The organism is Caryophanon tenue, from assembly GCF_001700315.1.
In the GTDB taxonomy this organism is placed as follows: Bacteria; Bacillota; Bacilli; order Bacillales_A; family Planococcaceae; genus Caryophanon; species Caryophanon tenue.
The window spans coordinates 242446-262752 of sequence record NZ_MASJ01000003.1 but is presented as its reverse complement, the minus strand read 5'-3'; the positions used below and the strand labels follow the sequence as shown (position 1 = coordinate 262752).

Annotated in this window: 21 protein-coding genes; 1 reads left to right on the top strand and 20 read right to left on the bottom strand. The window is 41.4% G+C overall.

What is annotated here, in order from left to right; translation table 11 throughout:
* Positions 1–61 precede the first annotated feature (61 nt).
* The 17 genes from ftsZ to A6M13_RS04345 form a co-directional block, all read right to left on the bottom strand.
* Positions 62–1246, bottom strand: a complete 1185-nt coding sequence (gene ftsZ / locus A6M13_RS04425; RefSeq protein ID WP_066543243.1) for a cell division protein FtsZ — start codon at positions 1244–1246, stop codon at positions 62–64.
* A 37-nt stretch (positions 1247–1283) separates the two neighbouring features.
* Complete coding sequence (gene ftsA / locus A6M13_RS04420; RefSeq protein ID WP_083998221.1) at positions 1284–2588, bottom strand: cell division protein FtsA; 1305 nt, start codon at positions 2586–2588, stop codon at positions 1284–1286.
* 102 nt (positions 2589–2690) lie between these two features.
* Complete coding sequence (locus A6M13_RS04415; protein ID WP_066543242.1) at positions 2691–3053, bottom strand: small basic family protein; 363 nt, start codon at positions 3051–3053, stop codon at positions 2691–2693.
* A 36-nt stretch (positions 3054–3089) separates the two neighbouring features.
* Positions 3090–3770 (bottom strand): DUF881 domain-containing protein, encoded by a 681-nt coding sequence (locus A6M13_RS04410; protein WP_066543241.1) that lies wholly within the window; start codon positions 3768–3770, stop codon positions 3090–3092.
* 3 nt (positions 3771–3773) lie between these two features.
* Complete coding sequence (locus tag A6M13_RS04405; protein ID WP_066543239.1) at positions 3774–4460, bottom strand: DUF881 domain-containing protein; 687 nt, start codon at positions 4458–4460, stop codon at positions 3774–3776.
* Position 4461: 1 nt separating this feature from the next.
* Entirely contained in the window at positions 4462–5346 is an 885-nt protein-coding gene (locus tag A6M13_RS04400; protein ID WP_066543237.1) for a cell division protein FtsQ/DivIB, read from the bottom strand.
* A gap of 69 nt (positions 5347–5415) precedes the next feature.
* Positions 5416–6765: a UDP-N-acetylmuramoyl-L-alanine--D-glutamate ligase gene (gene murD / locus A6M13_RS04395; RefSeq protein ID WP_066543236.1), complete on the bottom strand. Its 1350-nt coding sequence runs from the start codon at positions 6763–6765 to the stop codon at positions 5416–5418.
* Positions 6762–7733 (bottom strand): phospho-N-acetylmuramoyl-pentapeptide-transferase, encoded by a 972-nt coding sequence (gene mraY / locus A6M13_RS04390; RefSeq protein WP_066543235.1) that lies wholly within the window; start codon positions 7731–7733, stop codon positions 6762–6764. The genes murD and mraY overlap by 4 nt, the downstream gene beginning before the upstream one ends.
* A 185-nt stretch (positions 7734–7918) precedes the next feature.
* Positions 7919–10174 (bottom strand): penicillin-binding protein, encoded by a 2256-nt coding sequence (locus A6M13_RS04385; protein ID WP_066543234.1) that lies wholly within the window; start codon positions 10172–10174, stop codon positions 7919–7921.
* The gene (gene ftsL, locus A6M13_RS04380; protein WP_066543232.1) at positions 10171–10548 is read right to left on the bottom strand and encodes a cell division protein FtsL; all 378 of its coding nucleotides are present in this window, start codon (positions 10546–10548) and stop codon (positions 10171–10173) included. Before ftsL ends, A6M13_RS04385 begins: the two co-directional genes overlap by 4 nt.
* Positions 10549–11499 carry a 16S rRNA (cytosine(1402)-N(4))-methyltransferase RsmH gene (rsmH, locus tag A6M13_RS04375; protein ID WP_066543230.1) on the bottom strand — a complete coding sequence of 317 codons (951 nt, stop codon included), beginning with the start codon at positions 11497–11499 and terminating at the stop codon, positions 10549–10551. It abuts the gene before it with no gap.
* Positions 11500–11959: 460 nt separating this feature from the next.
* A complete protein-coding gene (gene bshC, locus A6M13_RS04370) occupies positions 11960–13573 on the bottom strand; it encodes a bacillithiol biosynthesis cysteine-adding enzyme BshC (RefSeq protein ID WP_066543228.1) in 1614 nt (537 codons plus the stop codon).
* A 95-nt stretch (positions 13574–13668) separates the two neighbouring features.
* Positions 13669–14049: a DUF3397 family protein gene (locus tag A6M13_RS04365; RefSeq protein WP_066543227.1), complete on the bottom strand. Its 381-nt coding sequence runs from the start codon at positions 14047–14049 to the stop codon at positions 13669–13671.
* A gap of 11 nt (positions 14050–14060) precedes the next feature.
* Entirely contained in the window at positions 14061–14903 is an 843-nt protein-coding gene (locus A6M13_RS04360; protein WP_066543224.1) for a ketopantoate reductase family protein, read from the bottom strand.
* Positions 14904–15030: 127 nt separating this feature from the next.
* Positions 15031–15798: an enoyl-CoA hydratase/isomerase family protein gene (locus A6M13_RS04355; RefSeq protein ID WP_066543223.1), complete on the bottom strand. Its 768-nt coding sequence runs from the start codon at positions 15796–15798 to the stop codon at positions 15031–15033.
* A gap of 161 nt (positions 15799–15959) precedes the next feature.
* Complete coding sequence (gene rpmF / locus A6M13_RS04350) at positions 15960–16133, bottom strand: 50S ribosomal protein L32 (RefSeq protein ID WP_066543222.1); 174 nt, start codon at positions 16131–16133, stop codon at positions 15960–15962.
* 20 nt (positions 16134–16153) lie between these two features.
* Positions 16154–16687 (bottom strand): YceD family protein, encoded by a 534-nt coding sequence (locus A6M13_RS04345; RefSeq protein WP_066543221.1) that lies wholly within the window; start codon positions 16685–16687, stop codon positions 16154–16156.
* Between the two features lie 128 nt (positions 16688–16815).
* Between A6M13_RS04345 and A6M13_RS04340 the strand changes: the two genes are divergently transcribed.
* Positions 16816–18027, top strand: a complete 1212-nt coding sequence (locus A6M13_RS04340) for a nucleotidyltransferase (protein ID WP_066543216.1) — start codon at positions 16816–16818, stop codon at positions 18025–18027.
* Positions 18028–18071: 44 nt separating this feature from the next.
* Here the strand turns inward: A6M13_RS04340 and A6M13_RS04335 are convergent, their stop codons facing one another.
* The 3 genes from A6M13_RS04335 to rsmD all read right to left on the bottom strand — a co-directional run bounded on the left by A6M13_RS04335 (position 18072) and on the right by rsmD (position 20301).
* Positions 18072–19124 carry a SepM family pheromone-processing serine protease gene (locus A6M13_RS04335; RefSeq protein WP_066543215.1) on the bottom strand — a complete coding sequence of 351 codons (1053 nt, stop codon included), beginning with the start codon at positions 19122–19124 and terminating at the stop codon, positions 18072–18074.
* 125 nt (positions 19125–19249) lie between these two features.
* A complete protein-coding gene (gene coaD, locus A6M13_RS04330) occupies positions 19250–19732 on the bottom strand; it encodes a pantetheine-phosphate adenylyltransferase (protein ID WP_066543214.1) in 483 nt (160 codons plus the stop codon).
* Between the two features lie 2 nt (positions 19733–19734).
* On the bottom strand, positions 19735–20301 hold the full coding sequence (gene rsmD / locus A6M13_RS04325) for a 16S rRNA (guanine(966)-N(2))-methyltransferase RsmD (RefSeq protein WP_066543213.1): 567 nt from the start codon (positions 20299–20301) through the stop codon (positions 19735–19737).
* Positions 20302–20307: the final 6 nt, after the last annotated feature.

The following is a 20307-nucleotide window of genomic DNA, read 5'->3' as shown; positions in this document are numbered from 1 at the left end:
CACGCTTAGCTGCTTGTCATCACAAAAAAAGCCGGCAAAAATGTGCCGGCTTCTTACGAAATTAACGATTGTTACGACGGTTACGAATAAACGCTGGAACATCTAAATCGTCTTGGTTATACTGCTGCTGTTGCGGCGGTGCTTGACGAATTGGTTCTTGCTGTACTGGTTGCTGTTGTACAGGCGGTTGTTGATAATAGTCGTATTGTGGTTGCTGTTGTTGCACTGGTGGTTGCTGTTGCGCTTGACGACCCATGCCCATACCTGGACGTGGTGCTTGGCGCGTTGCAGACTCATCAGAGAAACCTGTCGCAATCACCGTTACGATAATTTCATCTTTTAAATTTTCGTTAATAACAGAACCGAAGATGATGTTTACATCTGAATCAGCTGCCGCTTTAATAATATCTGCTGCTTCACCAGCTTCAAATAAACTTAAGTTTGAGCCGCCTGTGATGTTCATAATAACACCTTTAGCGCCTTCGATTGATGTTTCTAATAATGGAGATGAAATGGCTTTTTTCGCTGCTTCTGCTGCGCGGTTTTCACCTGAAGCCATACCGATACCCATTAATGCTGAACCTTTTTCAGACATAATTGTTTTCACGTCTGCAAAGTCAAGGTTGATTAAACCAGGAACCGCGATTAAATCCGAAATACCAGATACACCTTGGCGTAATACATTATCTACTTCGCGGAATGCTTCAAGCATTGGTGTGTTTTTATCAACGATTTGTAATAACTTATCGTTTGGAATCACGATTAATGTGTCAACCGCTTCCTTCATTGAATTCACGCCACCGATTGCTTGCTTTTGACGTTTGTTCCCTTCGAATGTGAATGGCTTTGTCACAACACCTACTGTTAATGCACCTAAGTCACGTGCAACTTGTGCGATTACCGGTGCTGCACCTGTACCTGTACCGCCACCCATACCTGCAGTCACGAATACCATGTCTGCGCCACGTAAAGCTTCTTCTAATTGCTCACGGCTTTCTTCTGCCGCTTTTTTACCGACATCAGGGTTCGCACCTGCACCTAAACCGCGTGTTAATTTACCGCCGATTTGAATACGTGTTTCTGCTTTTGATAAGTTTAATGCTTGTGCGTCTGTGTTCACAACGATGAACTCGACACCTTTCACACCGTGCTCAATCATACGGTTTACAGCGTTATTACCGCCGCCACCTACACCGACAACTTTTATGATCGCCATTTGGTCAATATTTGTATCAAATTCCAACATTATTTTCTCCTCCTACCGTGACTCATCGTAATATAGTTTATTCAAACATACGTGTAAAGAAATTCTTTACTTTCGCCTTTACATCTGGTTTCTTCTCGCGTGTTGCTTCTACTTCATCCTCGTATTCAGAATTCGAATCCCACGTGTCTTCTTCTCCGTCATACGGATTATTTCCATAATCGATTTGCTCTGTTGCTGACGAGTCACCGTAAAACGCTTCTTCTTCTGCAAAGTAATGGATTAACCCAACTGCTGTCGTATAGCTCGGGTCACGTACCCCGATATAATCTGGCGCATATACACGTACACGCGTTTGCACAATCTGATGTGCAAGCTGCGCAATACCTTCTAGTTTCGCCATACCACCCGTTAGCACAATGCCTCCTGGTAAATCTTGAATACCCATACGTCCAAGTTCATCCAATACCATTTCGAACAATTCTTCAAGTCGGAAACCAATAATTTCAGCTATGTATTTCTGGCTGTATTGGTCTTTTGAATCCGCCCCAGCAATCGTTACATCAAATAACTCGGTATCTGACGCTTCTTCAAAATATGCATGACCATATTGATATTTAATACGTTCCGCTTCATCAGTCGTTGTTTTTAAGACGATTGATAAATCTTTCGTGACGTGGTCGCCACCAACCGGTACAACTGCCGTATGTTTTAATAGACCGTCTTCAAATACCGCAACAGTTGTCGAGCCGCCACCAATATCAATATATGCCGTTCCTTGATTTAATTCATCATCTGTTAATGCTAATCGCCCACCCGCTAAAGGTTGCAATACAATTTCACGAATCGTTAAACCTGCGCGCTCTACGCAACGAATTAAGTTGTGACTTAATGTGCGCGACGTTGTAATCAATGTGGCATCTACTTCTAAACGCACACCTATCATACCACGTGGGTCCTTAATCTCTGTTAAGCTATCCACAATAAACTGACGTGGAATTAAGTTTATAAGTTCGCGATCGGGTGGAATCGACATTACTTGTGCAGAATCCATTACACGATGCAAATCATCATCACTAATTTCTTTATTCTCACTATTTACAGCAACAACGCCTTTTGCTGCCTGTAAAGCGACCTGATTTGCAGGAATGCCTAGAATGACTTCATCGATTTTTAAATCTGTCATGCGCTCGGCATTTTCAACAGCACGTTTAATCGACTGCACTGTTGCTTCTATATCAACAATTGCGCTCTTTTTTACGCCATTTGAATGTGCTTTACCTTCACCAATGACATGCAGCTGGCCATTACCAATTTCCCCAATTAATACTTTTACCGCAGAAGATCCAATATCTAATGCTGCATATATTTTTTGCTGACCCAACTGACTGCACCTCCTTTTATTACTCCTATTTACATTCTATTGTAAATTGTGTCTGTTGTCTAAGTAAAACAGCAGAAAACTCGAATTTTCACTGCGATTTGCTTACTTTTTTTTCGATTGTGTGCGCTTCTCTGACCAATTGGCAAGCAATAAGCGACGAATGACCGCGATATTTTGAAATAATCGCACACCAAATGCGAAAATAGCGGCTAAATATAAATCCACGCCGAGATGTACACCTAAAAACGCTAGCCCCGCTGCTAGCACAATATTGAAGAAAAATCCGGTTACAAATACAACGTCATCGTAAACTTTTTGTAAATGTGCCCGAACACCGCCAACAAGTGTATCCATTGTCGCTAACAGCGCAATCGATAAATAACTTTCATAAGCAACGGGGATTTGAATATTTGTGAGCATACCAAGTGCAATACCTAACGCGAGTCCTAAAAGTGGTAACCACATTGTCTTCATCCTCCCTATTGCTTGTGTAAAGCTTACCTAATTCCGGTCTCCTACATAAGGTGCTAATGTCGTATTCTGTGAAGGTGCGTCTATTTGCACCGTTAAATTGTCGATATATAAAGACTCCACAGCGGTCGACACAACTAAACGTTGACGCAATGTTTCCGCTGCTTCAAGCGTTGTCGTTGCAATATGAATCGTCAGAGGTGGCTTTTGTATCGCCCGGCTATTAACTGTTGTCACGTCACCAATCGTACGTATTGCCGATGTCGCGATTAAACGCTCGCCTGCAATGTCAATCGAGCGCGCACCGTACCGATACATATCATTCACAAAACGTTGTAGCGTTGTTACTGGTATGTGACTCGCTTCTAAGCCTAGCGCCACTGCCTCTTCAGCTGGGGCAATGTGTACTGTTATGCCAGGACCGTTATACGGCGTGAGGCCTGCCACTTGCTCAAGCTGCGTAACAGTATCGGTCAATACTTGTGTTGTTTCATCTGTCGTAGCTCGTTTATATTGCGTCAATAGCGCTGTTTGTTGTTCGATTTGCTCTAAATACGCTGAATGTTGCTCTCTTTCTTCGGCCAATGCTTGACGAATTTCCCATGTTTCACGCGTGTCTCTCACTTCCTGTGGTGTGTGTACGGTGTTATATTGTACTGCCACTAAAAAACCGAATAGACAAAAGAGCACTGTAAATAAAAATGTTTTCATTTGCTACTCCCCTACTTGCGCAACGCCGAGCATTAAACGTTCAACTGGCTCGATTGTCACAACAACACGGTCATTCACCAGGCGATCCAACACGCCACCTGTTAAACGAACCGCTTCTTCTAACGTATTACGCTCACCAATCGCTTCAATGACAAACGGTGCGGGAAATTCTTCACCATCTACAACAACAACCGGACCGTTGCAAAATATATACGAATTCGCTTTTAGCCGTTTGCCATTAATTGCTACTGCATCCGCGCCTGCTATTTTCAACTCATTGACCACTTCGAATATGTGGCGCTCATGTACAATGTAATCATTTGGATTATAAGATCTCGGGTCGTAATCACCGTCTTCTAGCGTCACACGTACACCTTGCCCTTCAGCAGGTAATAAACCGATTAATTGTCGCAAACGCTCCGCTTCGTCAACATTTTGCTCATACTCGCGCGCTTCTGTCGCAAGTTGTTGCTCGTAGGCAAATACAGCCTCCTGTACAGCTCGTAACTCCTCAGCTAACGCCTTATTGCGCTCCTGTTGTTCAATTAGCTCTTGTCGATACGCCTCCCGCTGTTCAAAGCTAGCTGGTAATTGTACCTCTTGCTGCTGCGTTACTTTATACGCGTACGTCACTAAAAAACCCGTGGCGATTGATACTAACAGCAATGTAATGCGTCGCGTCGTCAACATATTATGCTGCTCCTACTGACGTATTGACCGCTTCTGTATCATCACTTGCTGGTGCTTCCTGTTCTGTCTCAGGCACTTCATCACTTGCTGGCTGTTCATCCGACTCCTCAATATACGTTTCTTCTTGAATACGAATGCCGTACTCCGCATCAAATGACGTGAAGTATGAACCGACTTCTAAATCAATAATGCCTTTTGCTTCAATATCCGCAAGCTGCACAACAATCGCAGGATAATAATTAATTTTCGTTGCGAACTCATGAATTAATACACGCACTTCATAGCCATCTGTCATATATAAAGTAACAACACTTTTATCAGATTTTGAAGGTGTATACAGCACTTGAGAAATTAACGTCAACACTTCTGGCTTTAACTGCGCTAGTTGCTTCAACATTTCACTAAAATACGCATCATCATGAAAGCCGCTTAATAATGGTGCATCAATGACCGATGCTGCTAATGACTCGCCGACAATATCGCCATTTTCCAACACAGCATAATATTCATTTTCTTGCTGAACATAGCCGACATGTGCATACTCTTCAATCGTAATCGACACGGTCGTTAACCAATCCCGTTCAATATGTGCCTGTTTAATCCAATCATTATTGGCAATTGTTTGCTCCATATCGCCGACATTAAACCACATCGAGTCACCTATTTGTAGCGGTAATTGCTCTTTATAATAAGCTTCGTCTTTATAATCTGCTCCATCAATCTGAATCGTTTGGATTTTACTATATGGCGACTGTTGATAAATCACAATCACAACAAGTAACAACACAATAATGCCAATAAAGCTATATTGAAGCATACGCCGGCGCTTTTTTCGACGAGCTAATTGTGGAATACGGTTTTCAATATCAATTATTTTTTTCGCCAATATGCCACCTCATTTCACAAAAAAGTGGTAGAGAAGTCGCCACGATTTCTCTACCACTCCTGTTCGTTTTTAAAATTTCGTCACAGCTTCAATAAATAAATCGCCACGAACTTCAAAGCTTTCGTATTGATCCCAGCTTGCACATGCAGGTGATAGTAAAATGATATCGCCTTGTTGCGAAAGCTTACGTGCATACGCCGCTGCATCTTCTACATTTACCGCAACGATGACTTCTTCTACACCACAAGACTTTGCAAACTCTGCAAAGCGCATGCCTGTTTCACCGAATGAAATGGATACACGTACATGCTGCATCGCTTCACGCAATTCTTCAAATGAATGACCGCGGTCTAAGCCCCCTGCTAATAATACAAGTGGTGACGTAAACGCTTCTAGTGCACTTTTTGTCGCTAAACAGTTTGTTGCCTTGGAATCGTTATAAATACGACGACCTTGCCATTCGCGCACAAATTGCGTACGGTGACGAACACCGCCAAATGTCGCTAACACTTGTGTCATAGCTGACGCTTCACACCCTAATAAAGTTGCCGTTGCAATCGCACATAAAATATTTTCTACGTTATGTTGCCCTGGTAATACAATATCTGCACGATCGACTACTTTTTCGCCATTCCAATAAATTGCGACATCATCAGCACTTGCACCAACCTCTGTACGCCCCTTTGTTGTGAATGGGATTTTTTGTGCCTTTGACTTCTCCGCATATGCGACAACAGTCGGCTGGTCTGCGTTATAAATAAAGTAATCATGCTCATCTTGATTACGTGTTACACCAAACTTCGCATCTGCATACGCATCGAATGTTCCGTGGTAATCTAAATGCGCATCATATAAATTCGTTAATACCGCAATATGTGGCTTAAAGCTATTTGTGCCCATTAATTGGAATGATGATAATTCCGTTACAATGACATTATCAGCTGTCGCCTTTTCAGCAACACCACAAGCCACCGTACCAATATTCCCTGCGATTAACGGCTGTAAACCTCCAACACGTAACATTTCGTATACTAATGTTGTCGTTGTTGTCTTGCCGTTAGAACCTGTAATACCAATCATTGGCGCTTCGCTTATTAAATACGCAAGCTCCACTTCTGTCCATACTGGAATCCCACGGCGTGTCGCATCTGCCACAACAGGATTAAAATATGGAATCCCTGGGTTTTTCACGACTAATTCAAAGCCTTCATCCAATAAATCTTCCGGGTGACGGCCACAAATAACCGTAATGCCTTTTTGTAATAATCCTTGTGCATCTGGACTTGCATCAAATGGCTTCGCGTCATTCACCGTTACAAATGCACCTAATGAATGTAATAACTCTGCTGCTGCCACGCCTGATTTCGCTAACCCTAATACCAATACTTTTTTTGCGACTAAATCTTTGTACTGCTTCATACGAACGCCTCCACTAATACACCAATTACCGCTACCACAAAGCCGACTGACCAGAAGACAATAACAACCTTCCACTCAGACCAGCCACCTTCTTCAAAGTGGTGATGAATTGGGCTCATTCTGAAAATACGTTTACCACGTAATTTAAAGCTACCTACTTGTAAAATAACCGATAATGTTTCAATAACGAACACTAAACCAATTAGCAATAATAAAAATTCTGTTTTCGTTAATACAGATAACATAGCTAATGCGCCACCAAGTGCTAATGAACCTGTGTCACCCATAAACACTTTTGCTGGCTTCATATTGAATACTAAGAAGCCAAGTAACGCACCTGTTACCGCAAAGGCGAAAATCGCAACATCCGCTTGGTCTTGTAGCACAGCAATAATCCCAAATGCCGCAAACGCAAACGCCGATGTACCTGATGCTAAACCGTCTAAGCCATCCGTTAAGTTGACGGCGTTTGAGAAACCTACTAACCAGAAAATTAAAAAGGCAACATATAAAATGCCAATATCAACCGTTGCACCAAATAGCGATAATGTTGTTTCAAATGTATCGCCCATTTGCAGTAAAAAGTATGCGACGATGGCAATAATAATTTGGCCAATTAGTTTTTGAATTGATGTTAAGCCTAAATTACGCTTAAAAATTACTTTTAAGCCGTCATCTAAAAAGCCGATAACACCAAAGCCGATAAATACTAATAATAAAATCGTTGTTTCTACCGTAAAGTACTCATACACCAAGCCTAGAATAATCGTTGTCAGTAAAATCGATAGTAAAAAGATAATACCACCCATCGTTGGTGTGCCTGCTTTTTTCAAATGTGATTGCGGACCTTCTTCACGAATGCTTTGCCCGAATTTTAAACGGCGCAGCATCGGAATCGCGAATGGTGCAATAACAACTGATAATAAAAATGCTACTACTAAAATAATAATGGTCGATGCGACTGTCATAATGCTCTCCTCTATTGTTGTTCAATTTATGTTGTCCATCCCTAATAATAGAACTTTCTACGCGATTTTAAAAGATAGGTTTCGAGAAATTTTGTAATTTATTTCTATTCCTCATTCAGAACGCGCAACGAATAAAAAAAGCCGTTCACAACTGCTAGGCAGTTTATACGTGAACGGCTTTTGTATTATTGCTGTTCATCCGATGTTTCCGGCTCAGCAACCTGTTGTGTTTCCTCGTCGGTTGCCTGTTCAGTACTTGCTTCGCTGTTCATATATTGCTCTTGTGGTGTTTGCAATAAAATGTCCACTGGCGTACGACTTGTCATAAGCGTACCTGGCTCCACATTTTGACTAACGGCATATCCTTCACCAACCGGCACTAAATTTAAGTTGGCCAGTTGTTCAAACGTTAAAATATGACGCAATGACCAATTTGTAAAGTCTGGCAACACAGTCGGACCATCCGTTTGTAAAAACACACGGTCGCCTAACACAATCGCTGTTTCCGCTGCTGGGTACTGCGCTGTAATCGTTCCACCTTCACCAATAATAGACACATCAAGCCCTAAGCTTTCAAGCTGTGGCTGTACCGCTGCTACCGTCTGCCCAACATACTGTTCCAGCTTTGTTGTTTCTGCTGTTACTGTATTTGCAGGGTCGATATTTAAATATTTCAAACTATTTTCCATAACGGATGTAAACACTTCTGCAACTGGGGTACTACCTGCTACACCTTCTAGCTTCGGTTTTTGCACCGCTACATAAACAATTAACTGTGGGTCTTCCACAGGCGCCATTCCTAAAAATGAGTACAAGAACTCATCTGAGCCCCAATCATATGTACCATTTTCATTGACGATTTGCGCTGTACCCGTTTTACCTGCTACTGAATAATTGTCAATTGCAAATTGCTTTGCTGTACCATGAGCAACCGTAACCGTTGATGCTAAAATATCCTTTACTTGCTGCGCTGTTTCTGCAGAAATTGGTGTGCCTAATTGTGTAGGCTCATTCGCTTCAACAACTTTCCCCGTATTTGGGTCAACAATTTCATCGACGATATAAGGTTTCATCATCACACCTTCATTCGCAATCGCCGTCATTGCTTGTACAAGCTGTAAAGGCGTTACAGTTGAACCTTGACCAAACGCAGTCGAAATAATATCTTGCGGGTTATTTTTTAAAATAACACCGCTCGCTTCTTGTTTCGTAATAAACCCTGTCTTTTGACCAAAACCGAACTTTTCAACGTACTCTAAAAATGTTGCTGTCCCAAGTCGTTCCATCATATACGCAATTGCCACGTTAGACGAGCGCTGGAATCCTTCTAAAAACGAAATCGTTCCCCAACCAACTTGATTATGGTCACGTACAATACGCATCGAGTTTGGCATTTTATATTGCCCAGATTTATATTGTGCATTCGGCAGCCAATTATTTGTTTCAATTGCTGCTGCTAACGTGAAAATTTTCATTGTTGAACCAGGCTCGATCGTATCTTCTGTCGCTTGGTTTAGCCATGATGAAATTTTAGGTAGCTCTGCGCGTGTGTTCGGGTCGAACGTTGGACGTTGTGACATCGCCAAAATCTCACCGGTATTTGGATCGGCTACAACAACGACCATTTCTTGTGGATCATATTTATCGTACACACGTGTCATCGCATCATCGACAAAGTTTTCAATCGTTTTGTCGAGCGTTAATTTAATATTGTAACCATCTTTTGCCTCGGTAATAAAATGCGTTGAACCTGGTAATAAATAGCCTCTACGGTCTGCTTGATAGTTCTCATAACCATCTGTACCCTCAAGAATATCATCATAATACGCTTCGACACCCATTTGACCAGTCGTTTGCATTTTGTACGTATCTGTCCGTTCATCTTTTACTTCATCGGACTTTGCATAACCGATTAAAAAGGATGCGAAACTACCGTTTGGATAATAACGTTTTGAATCGCTATAGAAGAAAATACCTGGTAATTCCTCTTCTTTAATAAGCGCCATCGTTTCATAGGTTAAGCCACGCCCATACGAACCAAATTCTACTTGCTTCGCACCTGGCTTTAATAAACGTTCTAAAATTTGTTCCTCGGTCGCATTTAAATATTTCGCTAACACTTTTGCTGTTTCCTCAGGGTCCACCACGTGAATCGGTTTACGTCCTACTTGTGATAATGATTCATCGACTGTCGCAACAAGACGGAAACTTTGCGTATCTTCTGCAATGACGCGCCCGTTGCGGTCTAAAATTTCTCCGCGCTTCGCATCTAAAATATACTGTCGCTCATATTGCGCAGCTGCCTTTAATACTAAATCTTCACCATGCGTTTGTCCTGAAGATTGAATGATAAAAAATCGTCCGATAAATAGTAAAGAGAGCCCTGCGAAAAAGACTAATAAAGCAAAGGCTCCCCACTTTGATACAAATTGTTGTTTCATTGACCTGACACTACCCGAACATTCTCTTCATTTTGCGTTAAGCCTAATTGTTGTGCGCGCTCCCAAATACGTTCATAACGTGAAAGCTCTGACACTTGTACGTATAGTTCTTCATTTTCATCGGAAATCGTATTAATTTGATCTTCAGTTTTTGAAATCGCAATATTTGTTTCTTGTACAGCCGAATGTGCATTTAAATTTAAAATACCTAAAAATGCTAATGCAATACAAAATAATGCCATTAATCCTTTTTCACCAGGGGTCACATGAAACCAGCCAAATTTTCTGGCAGGCTTCGGTTGGCGATTTTTCTTTTGCTCGCGCTGTGGTTGGTGTTGTGGTTCAAACTGTGGTTGCTGTGCACGTAATGCCATCTACTCACGTCCTTTGTCGTTGATTTTTTCTACAATACGGAGCTTCGCTGAACGCGCTCGGTTATTGCTTTCAAGTTCACTTTCTGAAGGTAAAATCGGCTTGCGTGTAACAAGCTTCAACGTTGGCTTTAAATGATCTGGAATAATCGGTAAGCCTGGTGGTAAATCTGGTAACGACGATGCTTCTTTAAAAATCGTTTTTGTTAAACGATCTTCTAGTGAGTGGAACGTAATAACGCTAATGCGCCCCCCCACTTTAATGCAGTCAATGGCATCCATTAATGAATCTTCAGCTGCGCCTAGTTCATCATTTACAGCAATACGAATCGCTTGGAATACACGCTTTGCAGGGTGTCCACCTTTACGACGTGCCGGTGCTGGAATGCCATCTTTAATTAACTCTACTAATTCGCCAGTTGTACGAATCGGCGCTTGCTCACGTGCCGCTTCGATTTTACGAGCTACTTGCTTTGAAAACTTCTCTTCACCGTAACGGAAGAAAATACGCACTAAATCTTCATATGCCCATTCATTCACAACATGAAAGGCTGTTAACTCCGCTGTTTGGTCCATACGCATATCAAGCAGTGCGTCATGGTGATAGCTGAATCCACGCTCTGGGGTATCTAATTGTGGCGATGAAACTCCTAGGTCGTATAAAATCCCATCTACTTCATCAATATTTAGTGCCGCTAGCTCATCCTTTAAATAGCGGAAATTTGAATGGACAAATGTAACGCGATCTATGTAAGGTGCTAAACGCACTTTTGCATTTTCAATTGCAATTGTATCTTGATCGAAACAAATAAGACGACCTTTTTCTGATAATTGTTTGACTAAATATTCACTGTGACCCGCTCCACCTAATGTGCAGTCCACATAGATACCATCTGGGTTGATGTTCAAGCCATCTACAGTTTCTGCCAGTAAGACAGTCGTATGATCGAACATACTGGTGACGCTCCTTTGAGGCTTAAAAATCAAAGCCATTTAAATTTTCTTACAGCGTTAGCGCTATTCCTTTCACATGCTAGAATAGGCAACGACTGTGCGTGAGGTGTTCACATGATTTGCACTTCCAGAAAGTAGTCATAAAAAAAGAACTAAACAACAAACCTTAGACCTATTTTTTATCCTTCATTCGGTCACTGTTTTCGAATCAGTAATCGCCTAGAATGCTGTTACTTCCCCACTTTATAACATATAATGTACCACAACCCCTTACTTTCCTCTACAGCATTTCTGTAATTGTAATGTACATTACAAAAAATAAGAAAATAGACCCTTTCTTTTTCGCAATTATGCTTAACTGATTTCTGGAAGCTTGATGGAATGCGTATTCCCTCTTATAAAGACAAAAAGCTACAGAAAAAGGTTGCCCCTCTCTCTGTAGCTTAAAAGTGAAATATGTTTATACAAAAATGATTTTATGTGTGTTGTTTACACTGTACGTCAAGCGTAGTAAGCGGTCGACAAAATCTTCACCATATTTATTCAGCATATAATGCGGCGCAAATACGCGTTCTTGGTAAGAACCATTCGGACGTAATTGATGTGCTAATACGTCATAGTGTTGAAGTGTCGTGTCATGTTGACGCAATACTTGCTCTTCAATTTTTGCCATTAAATAATCAAGTTGCTGCGTATGTTGCTTCATATTTTTTGCAAGCACATTATCTAAATGAATGTGCTGCTGTTGTAAAAAGCTTTGTAATTGAACATATTGTTCACGTAGCTGTTGTTCCATTTGTAATACTGGTGACGTCACTTGTTGCGTTTGTAGTGACGCAATAAATGCTTCGCGTTGCTGCGTTACGCCATGTGCAATCACCGTTGGAATGTCTAACTCCAGCTGCTCTGCGCATTTTTCAATCGTCTTATCGACAATCGTAAACATAAAGCGCGGCACGAAGATCGGCATTTGTAAGCCTACTTGTTCAAAACCGTTCGCTAGCGTTGCCCAATATGCTAATTCACCCGGACCACCAACAAATGCAAGCACCGGAAAGACCATCTCTTGCATCATTGGGCGCGTCACTACATTATTGCTTAACTGCTCAGGCGTGTTTTTTGCAATGTTTTTTAATTGTGCCGATGTAAAATGAACATTTGCTTGCGCATTTGAAAAAACACCGTCTTTATACGTCAGTAAAAAACGCTCACCTTCACGTACGTAAAAAATATTGGCATTGTTCGGCTGTGCCATAATCGGTGTACCGTAGCCTGCTTTGTCAAACTGTGCTTCTGTCGCAGTTACCGCTTGTGCAATCGACGGTGCAGCATCAATTAAACGCTCAAAATATGCACTTTCTAATTGTCGCATGTTAGCAGATGCCGCATCAATCATTAATAAGCCGTGCGCACTAAAGAAACCGTTCATCACATGTGTAAAGAAATCTGTGAATGTCTCACTTTTTGCTGCTGCTTCTTTTAACTGCTCCACAAGCTGTGCAGTATACGCCGTTTCCCCGTAATCGAAAAACACCGTTTCAATAAGCTGCACAATCGCTTCTTGCGACAGCTTTGTTGTCGACGCCATTGTTTTTCGTGTTACACGCTCACTATAACCACGCTTTTTCACCTGTTGTTGCGCAATCGTATACGTATGATTAATTTCCTCTAAATCATGGTCTTCTCCTGCAATCCAAAACACTGGAACAACAGGCGCTTGTAGGTTCTGTTGCTGCTGTTTTGCAACAACAAGTACCGTAATTGCTTTATAGACCGAATACAAAGGACCTGTGAATACACCCGCTTGCTGCCCGCCAACAATCGCTACAGCACCATTTGCCAATGCCGTAATATTTTGTTCAATTGCCTCTGTTAAACCGAATGGTGTCATATATGCACGAATCGCTTCCGCTAAACCGGCTGTGCGTGGTTGCTGTTTTAAATACGTATAACGTCGTTGAAACTCCTCATCACTTACGCCATACGGAAAAAACGCTGCCATCGTTTCATGTTGCGCATCATAATGCTCCAAAATTTTATTATTAAATGGAATGCAAACTTGCTCCAAATGCATGTGTCAAATCTCCTCTACTTACTATATGTAACCTCACTAAACATGGTATGTATTTCATCTTATTATGAAATATCTCGATATTAAAGTAATCTGCCTTAAAACACTTGGCGGAAGCCATAAATCACGATACCAAAAATCCATATACAACAATATATCACACAAAACACTAAAAAATAAGCTCTCCAAATACGTTGTAAAAATGGAATGATTTTAATTCTTTTTTGTATTTTTCGTTCAACATAAAACATAAAAATAGCAAGTAGCACGCATAATCCCGTTGTAATCACCATACCTGGTAGCTCAAAAACACTATGTAAGCCAAGAATGACAGCGACAATAAAAAATGGTGTCGTTATATCCATCGCCGTTCGAAAAGTAATGGATTGATCTGGATGTTTAAAAAACCAAGCGCTTATAACGAATACGAGAAACGGGCAAAAAATCGCTAATACAAATACCCACTGTAAAATCCCCATAGCCTCACTCCTTATCGTTTGGCAATTATTTGGTCATATAGCACGCGTAATGTTGGGAGTGGATGTGCAGTGAATGCTAAAACAGCACCGACAATTTCTTCAATTTCGGTTTGGCGACCATGCGCGATATCTACATGCATCGACGAACGATTTTGTGCTGTTTTTTCACAAAGCTCATACACAGCTTTTAGCGGTACATTCTTCATCTGCTTCGGTAATGCTTCCTCCAACTCTGCGTGCATACGCATCACAATTTGCCATAAAGATGGGTTAGTTATAAGTTCCCCATTTTTCACTTGCATAATCGCTGTTAATGGATTGATACAACAATTTAATAATGCTTTACGCCACATGACATCTTGAATGCTCTCGTCATATATAATCGGTAGCTGTTGTGTCGATGCTATAAAGGGCACCTGTCCACCTGATAACGCCCCGATAACGACACGTCCAACACCTGTATGATGGACAATCGTATCACTTTCTTTATAAGCGCCAAACTCGACAACAGCCGCACAACTAGATGGATGCTCCAGCAATGCAAGATGCGCAAGACCATTTTGACACGCTGTAATTGTTGCAGCTTCTATATGTGCTAATTGTTCCGTAATCGTCTGTAACGCATATGCTTTTGTACAAATAAAAATATGTTGCGCTGGGTCATTTGGAATCGTTGTTGTTGCGTGTACATGCGCAATCGATTGCCCCCATTCACTGTGACAAGTAATGCCGTGTTGCTGTAATAACTGTGCTTGCTGTTGCCGTTTTACGACAATCGTTACAGACCCTTGCGTAGCTAAATAAGACGCCAATACTAAGCCGACCGCGCCACCACCAATAATTGTATATGTCATAATTGTTCTGCTCCTTCAGTACATCTTCTTTTACTTTACCGACTTTTTCACAGAACAACAACCAATTATACATCACAATAAAAAAGCGTCCGCAGTCGATCATCCGGGACGCTTCATAATTACTTCGTTATTTTTTCGCTTTTTTTGTTAAGAAATTATTCACCGCTTCATGATGTGCATCATGTTCCCATAATTTTGCGCATAGACGAATTTCTTCCATGACACGACCATACATATTACGTTCACGCCATTTACGTAATTCAATTTCCTTATATGCTTGATGTACAGATGGATGAATGTTTCGCATATGCTCAATAAATTCCGCTAGCGCTTCTTCATTCGTGCCATCATAAACACGCATTGCCCAGCCGATATCATACAATAAATCGGCATCGTACGGCTTTGCATCAACAAGCATTTTTAATGCACGGTCATGACGTAACCCACGTTCAAATAAATACGTGCCGCCACCCCAGCCACTCGTAATCGCAAGCGTCCCTTGAATAAAGCCAGCCTTTTTACCACGCTTCATTAAACGGAAATCACAAGCTGTTGCGATTTCACAGCCACCACCAACTGCTGTTCCATTAATAAGGGCAATGGTCGGTACAGGTAATGTCGCCAGTTCATATAAAATATTGCCCATTTTACTTAACATACCGAATGCTTCATCTTCGGTATGTAACGAGTGAAACTCAGCTAAATCGCCACCCGAGCAAAATGATTTTTCTCCTGCCCCAGTAATGACTAAAAAGCGCACATCATCATGATTTTTCACATATGTAATCACTTCTTTAAAACCTTCCATTACTTCACTATTAATCGCGTTATGTTTATCTTCACGATTAATCGTAAACGTTAATACACCATCTTCTTTTGTCATTAAATATGCCATTATTGCTCCCCCTTATGTATATACATCTTTCTGCTTTATTGTACCATAACAGATTCACGGAATTTTCTGAAATACATGTTTCGAGCAATTTTCGGCATAGAAAAAAGACGGTAAAAGAGCCATGGTCTCTCTTACCGTCTTTTTAGTACGCAAATACTGAATTATTTGCTTACTACTTCTTTACCTTTGTATTGTCCGCAAGCTTTGCAAATGCGGTGAGCTAATTTTGCTTCACCACAGTTTGGGCAAGCTACCATACCAGGTACAGATAATTTGAAATGCGTACGACGCTTTCTTTTTGCAGTTTTAGATGTTCTTCTAAATGGTACAGCCATTGTGGCACCTCCTTACAGATCTATTCGTCTGTTTGATCAAAATACTTAGCTAAAGCAGCCAGTCTTGGATCCAATTTTGGTTCGTCTTCCTGCTGTTGACGAGCTACATCTTCTTCTGTTAAATACGACCAGCTTTTACCACCTTGCATTTGTCCATCGGTATTCTCTTGGAATACTTGCATCGGTACTTCTAAAAGAATTAATTCTTCTAGCACTGGTTGTAAATCGATTACGTCGCCATCCACCCAGTGAATGTCGCCATCTTCGTCTACACGCTTTTCAGCATCAATCCAGCTGAAAACTTCAACTGTATCTAGCTCAACCGGGTATTCAACATCTTCCCAAGTGCGAGCACATGGAAGCGTTAATGTTGCTGTCAACGTTAGTTGACAAGTCATTTGCGATGCACCAAAAGTACATAGCCCTTTTACATGAACGGGTGAAATCTCCCGAATATCTTGGTTTCGATCCTTTACCTCGTCCAATTGTACAAACGCATCAATCGGCATCCCACTTTGGCGATACTTAGATAATTGATGAATTGACCATTTCATTCGTTTCATCACCTCGAGACAACACTGTTGATTATATAGTGTGTATTTTAGGATGTCAAGATAATTTCTTGTCACTACATAAAATCGCCCGTATAATCGTAAATAAAATATGACAATGAGGTGATTTTATGCGCGCTACAGGTATCGTCGTTGAATATAATCCGTTTCATAATGGGCATGCTTACCATATTGCACAAGCAAAAAAACAAGCGAATACAGACATTTGTATTGCCGTTATGAGCGGTTCTTTTTTACAACGTGGTGAACCTGCTGTTGTCGACAAATGGACCCGTGCGAAAATGGCCTTAAACGCCGGTGTCGATATCGTTATCGAACTTCCTTATGTATATAGTACCGCACAAGCACGTGATTTTGCGAGTGGTTCGATTTCACTTTTAGCGGCAATTGGCTGTGAATCGTTTGTGTTTGGCAGTGAAAATGGCGACATCGCCCCATTTTTACATACGTACGATTTAATCTCGACACATCGCGATGAATATGAAGCTGTTATTAAAAAAAGTATGACAGATGGCATGAGTTATCCTCAAGCATTGCAGCAAGCGTATCAAGCCGTGCTCGCCTATCGTACAGGCGACACTATTGACCTTGCCCAGCCGAACAATATTTTAGGCTATCATTACGTAGAAGCTGCACAGCAGTTAACGCCGACGATACAGCCGATGACCATTCCACGTACAGCTGCTAACTATCACGATGAGAGCTTTTCACATGCATCGATTGCGAGTGCAACAGCGATTCGAAAAGCGCTATTTGACACGAAGGAATTAATGCCGATTCAATCATTTGTACCCGAAACAACATACGCACTCCTCAATGAATGGCAACAACAAAATCCATTCGTTCAGTGGGAGCTGTTTTATCCGCTGTTACAATACAGCATTTTACACAAAACGCCGCAACAACTTACCCAATATGTTGACGTCTCAGAAGGAATCGAATACGCCTTTTTAAAAGCCGCGGCAAGTGAGCAAACATTTGCTGGCTTTATGACAAAAGTAAAATCAAAACGCTACACATGGACACGACTACAGCGTATGTTAACCCATATTTATACGGGCTATACAAAAGACATCCAAGCGCAATTCGACAAGCCTAGCTATATTCGCTTGTTAGGCATGACCGCAGCCGGGCAACGTTATTTAGGGCTACAAAAAAAGCATATTCCCTTAACACTCATTAGTCGCGTTGCTGCGAGCAATGACCCGATGCTATCATTTGATTTGCATGCGGCGAATTTATACGAAATCGGCACAAATTTAGGACGCACTACACCGCGGTTCCAAACGGATTATGCGACGCCACCAATTCGTGTTTTATAATAAAGAACGTGTCACAGCTTGTACTTGTGCTGTAACACGTTTTTTCACTCTTTTGGCGGTAAACTATCTAAATAATGTAACGCGTCTTGTACGGTCTTTACAGGAATGATTTTCATATCCGTGTCAATATGTTTTGCCGTTCTTAACGCTTCTTCGTAATTCGACTGAACGGTTGCATCAAATTCACGCATCTCATCAGTAATCACATCATCCGGTACAAAGAAAATATCCATGTTATCACGGTCAGCGGCGATCACTTTATAATCTACTCCGCCAATACGTCCAACAGTACCGTCCATCAGCATCTCACCTGTTCCAGCCACATGATAACCTTTTGTAATGTCTTCTTCGACAAGCTGATTATAAATTTCAAGCGTAAACATTAAGCCCGCAGATGGACCACCAATATCGTCTGCTTTCATCGTTACTTCTGGCGTTGTATCAATCGTCTGATTGCCAGCGTACGTAATCCCAACGCCAACACGTTCTTCGCCAGGAAGGTGTTTCAATGTTACCGTTTCTTCTAGCACTTTACTGCCGCGGGAAATAGATAATACAATTTGCTCCCCTTGCTCGCGATTACGTAGCACCGCTTGTACATCCTCGGTTGTTTCAATCGTTCGCCCTGCAATTTGTATAATCTCATCACCTGGCTGTAAAATCCCATCCGCTGCGCTTTCACGTAATACATTTAATACAAAAATACCATTTGATGTGACATCGACGTCTTTTCCAGCTAGCCCGAACGCTACATATTTTGCATTAAATTGTGAGTCTGTCATTAATTTCATTTGTCGAATATTGTACGCCTCATCGTCTTCATCTTCATAACGTACTTCCTCTGTTTTTAACAGCTCACGATTTGGTAATACGTACGACAGTGCATATGTGAGCGGAGATGCTTGCATCATCGCAATCGTCATTAAGTTCATCGTGCCTTCATCATCTATATCACCGTCTGCTACGGCTACAAATTGACCGATTTCGTAAGCTCCGCCTGGCTTCATAATATAATAATCTAGCGGGTACAACGCTAAAAGACCTGCCAATGCCACGCCGACAAGCGCGCTGAATCCTATTTTCAGTTTTTCTTTCATATACAGCCTCCCTATGTACTCGCGTATCCTTTTATGATACACCTTTCTCAATTATTTGACGCTTTGTGACACTCAAAAGTTTACGACAAAAAAGATGCCCGGTTTTCACCGGACATCTTGATCATTTACATATATTTTTCTTTTAATGCTTTTGCAACGACTGGTGGAACAAGTTCTTCCACATTACCACCATATTTAGCAACTTCTTTCACGATGCTCGAGCTTAAAAATGAGTATTGGTTTTTCGTCATAATGAAAAACGTTTCAATCGACTCATCTAAAAAACGGTTCATCGATGTAATTTGCATTTCATATTCAAAGTCAGAAACGGCACGTAAGCCACGCACAATAGCATTCGCATTTTTTTCACGTGCATAGTCAATTAATAAACCCGATGAGCTTTCAATGCGAATATTCGGCATTTCCTTCGTCACTTCTGCCATTAACGCTTTACGCTCTTCGACATCAAACAACGGATTTTTAGATGAATTATTTAACACTGCGACATACACGACATCAAAAATATCTGCCGCGCGACGAATAATGTCTACATGACCATTCGTTACCGGATCAAAGCTTCCTGGTACAACTGCGATTTTTTCTTTCACACTTATTCCCCTTCTTCCTCCGCCACTCGGTAAATCGACACAACGACACCGCCATATGTCTCACGACGCGTACATACAAACGCTCCGTATGCATCTGGTAATGTCACATCTGTTGCATGTTCACACATAATGACCCCTTTTGGATCTACTTTACCATGATCAATTAAAACACGCACTAAGTCATAATATTCAGCTTTATGATACGGGGGGTCGAATAATACAACGTCAAAAACAATGTCACGCTTTATTAATGCCTTTACCGCACGCGCAGCGTCATTACAAAACACTTCCGCTTCCTCTTCATAACGGCATTTTGCAACATTCTCTTTTACAATGCTATACGCTTTGCGATCTTTCTCAACAAATACGACACGTTCCATACCACGGCTTAAACATTCTAATCCTAATCCGCCACTTCCTGCGAATAAGTCCAATGCTATACCACCATCAAAAAATGGACCAATCATATTAAAAATCGATTCTTTTACTTTATCTGTCGTTGGACGCGTATTGTTGCCGGGCATTGCTTTTAATGGCATGCCTTTACGGTCACCTGCTACTACTCTCATATATGA

Bases quoted from the DNA above. Each gene is read 5' to 3' on its own strand.
- A6M13_RS04345 (WP_066543221.1), bottom strand. From the start codon at position 16,687: ATGAAATGGTCAATTCATCAATTATCTAAGTATCGCCAAAGTGGGATG.
- bshC (WP_066543228.1), bottom strand. From the start codon at position 13,573: ATGCATTTGGAGCAAGTTTGCATTCCATTTAATAATAAAATTTTGGAG.
- A6M13_RS04360 (WP_066543224.1), bottom strand. From the start codon at position 14,903: ATGACATATACAATTATTGGTGGTGGCGCGGTCGGCTTAGTATTGGCG.
- murD (WP_066543236.1), bottom strand. From the start codon at position 6,765: ATGAAGCAGTACAAAGATTTAGTCGCAAAAAAAGTATTGGTATTAGGG.
- ftsL (WP_066543232.1), bottom strand. From the start codon at position 10,548: ATGGCATTACGTGCACAGCAACCACAGTTTGAACCACAACACCAACCA.
- rsmH (WP_066543230.1), bottom strand. From the start codon at position 11,499: ATGTTCGATCATACGACTGTCTTACTGGCAGAAACTGTAGATGGCTTG.
- rsmD (WP_066543213.1), bottom strand. From the start codon at position 20,301: ATGAGAGTAGTAGCAGGTGACCGTAAAGGCATGCCATTAAAAGCAATG.
- A6M13_RS04385 (WP_066543234.1), bottom strand. From the start codon at position 10,174: ATGAAACAACAATTTGTATCAAAGTGGGGAGCCTTTGCTTTATTAGTC.
- A6M13_RS04410 (WP_066543241.1), bottom strand. From the start codon at position 3,770: ATGAAAACATTTTTATTTACAGTGCTCTTTTGTCTATTCGGTTTTTTA.
- A6M13_RS04355 (WP_066543223.1), bottom strand. From the start codon at position 15,798: ATGGCATATTTAATGACAAAAGAAGATGGTGTATTAACGTTTACGATT.
- A6M13_RS04335 (WP_066543215.1), bottom strand. From the start codon at position 19,124: ATGAAAGAAAAACTGAAAATAGGATTCAGCGCGCTTGTCGGCGTGGCA.
- ftsZ (WP_066543243.1), bottom strand. From the start codon at position 1,246: ATGTTGGAATTTGATACAAATATTGACCAAATGGCGATCATAAAAGTT.
- A6M13_RS04405 (WP_066543239.1), bottom strand. From the start codon at position 4,460: ATGTTGACGACGCGACGCATTACATTGCTGTTAGTATCAATCGCCACG.
- A6M13_RS04340 (WP_066543216.1), top strand. From the start codon at position 16,816: ATGCGCGCTACAGGTATCGTCGTTGAATATAATCCGTTTCATAATGGG.
- rpmF (WP_066543222.1), bottom strand. From the start codon at position 16,133: ATGGCTGTACCATTTAGAAGAACATCTAAAACTGCAAAAAGAAAGCGT.
- A6M13_RS04365 (WP_066543227.1), bottom strand. From the start codon at position 14,049: ATGGGGATTTTACAGTGGGTATTTGTATTAGCGATTTTTTGCCCGTTT.
- A6M13_RS04415 (WP_066543242.1), bottom strand. From the start codon at position 3,053: ATGTGGTTACCACTTTTAGGACTCGCGTTAGGTATTGCACTTGGTATG.
- mraY (WP_066543235.1), bottom strand. From the start codon at position 7,733: ATGACAGTCGCATCGACCATTATTATTTTAGTAGTAGCATTTTTATTA.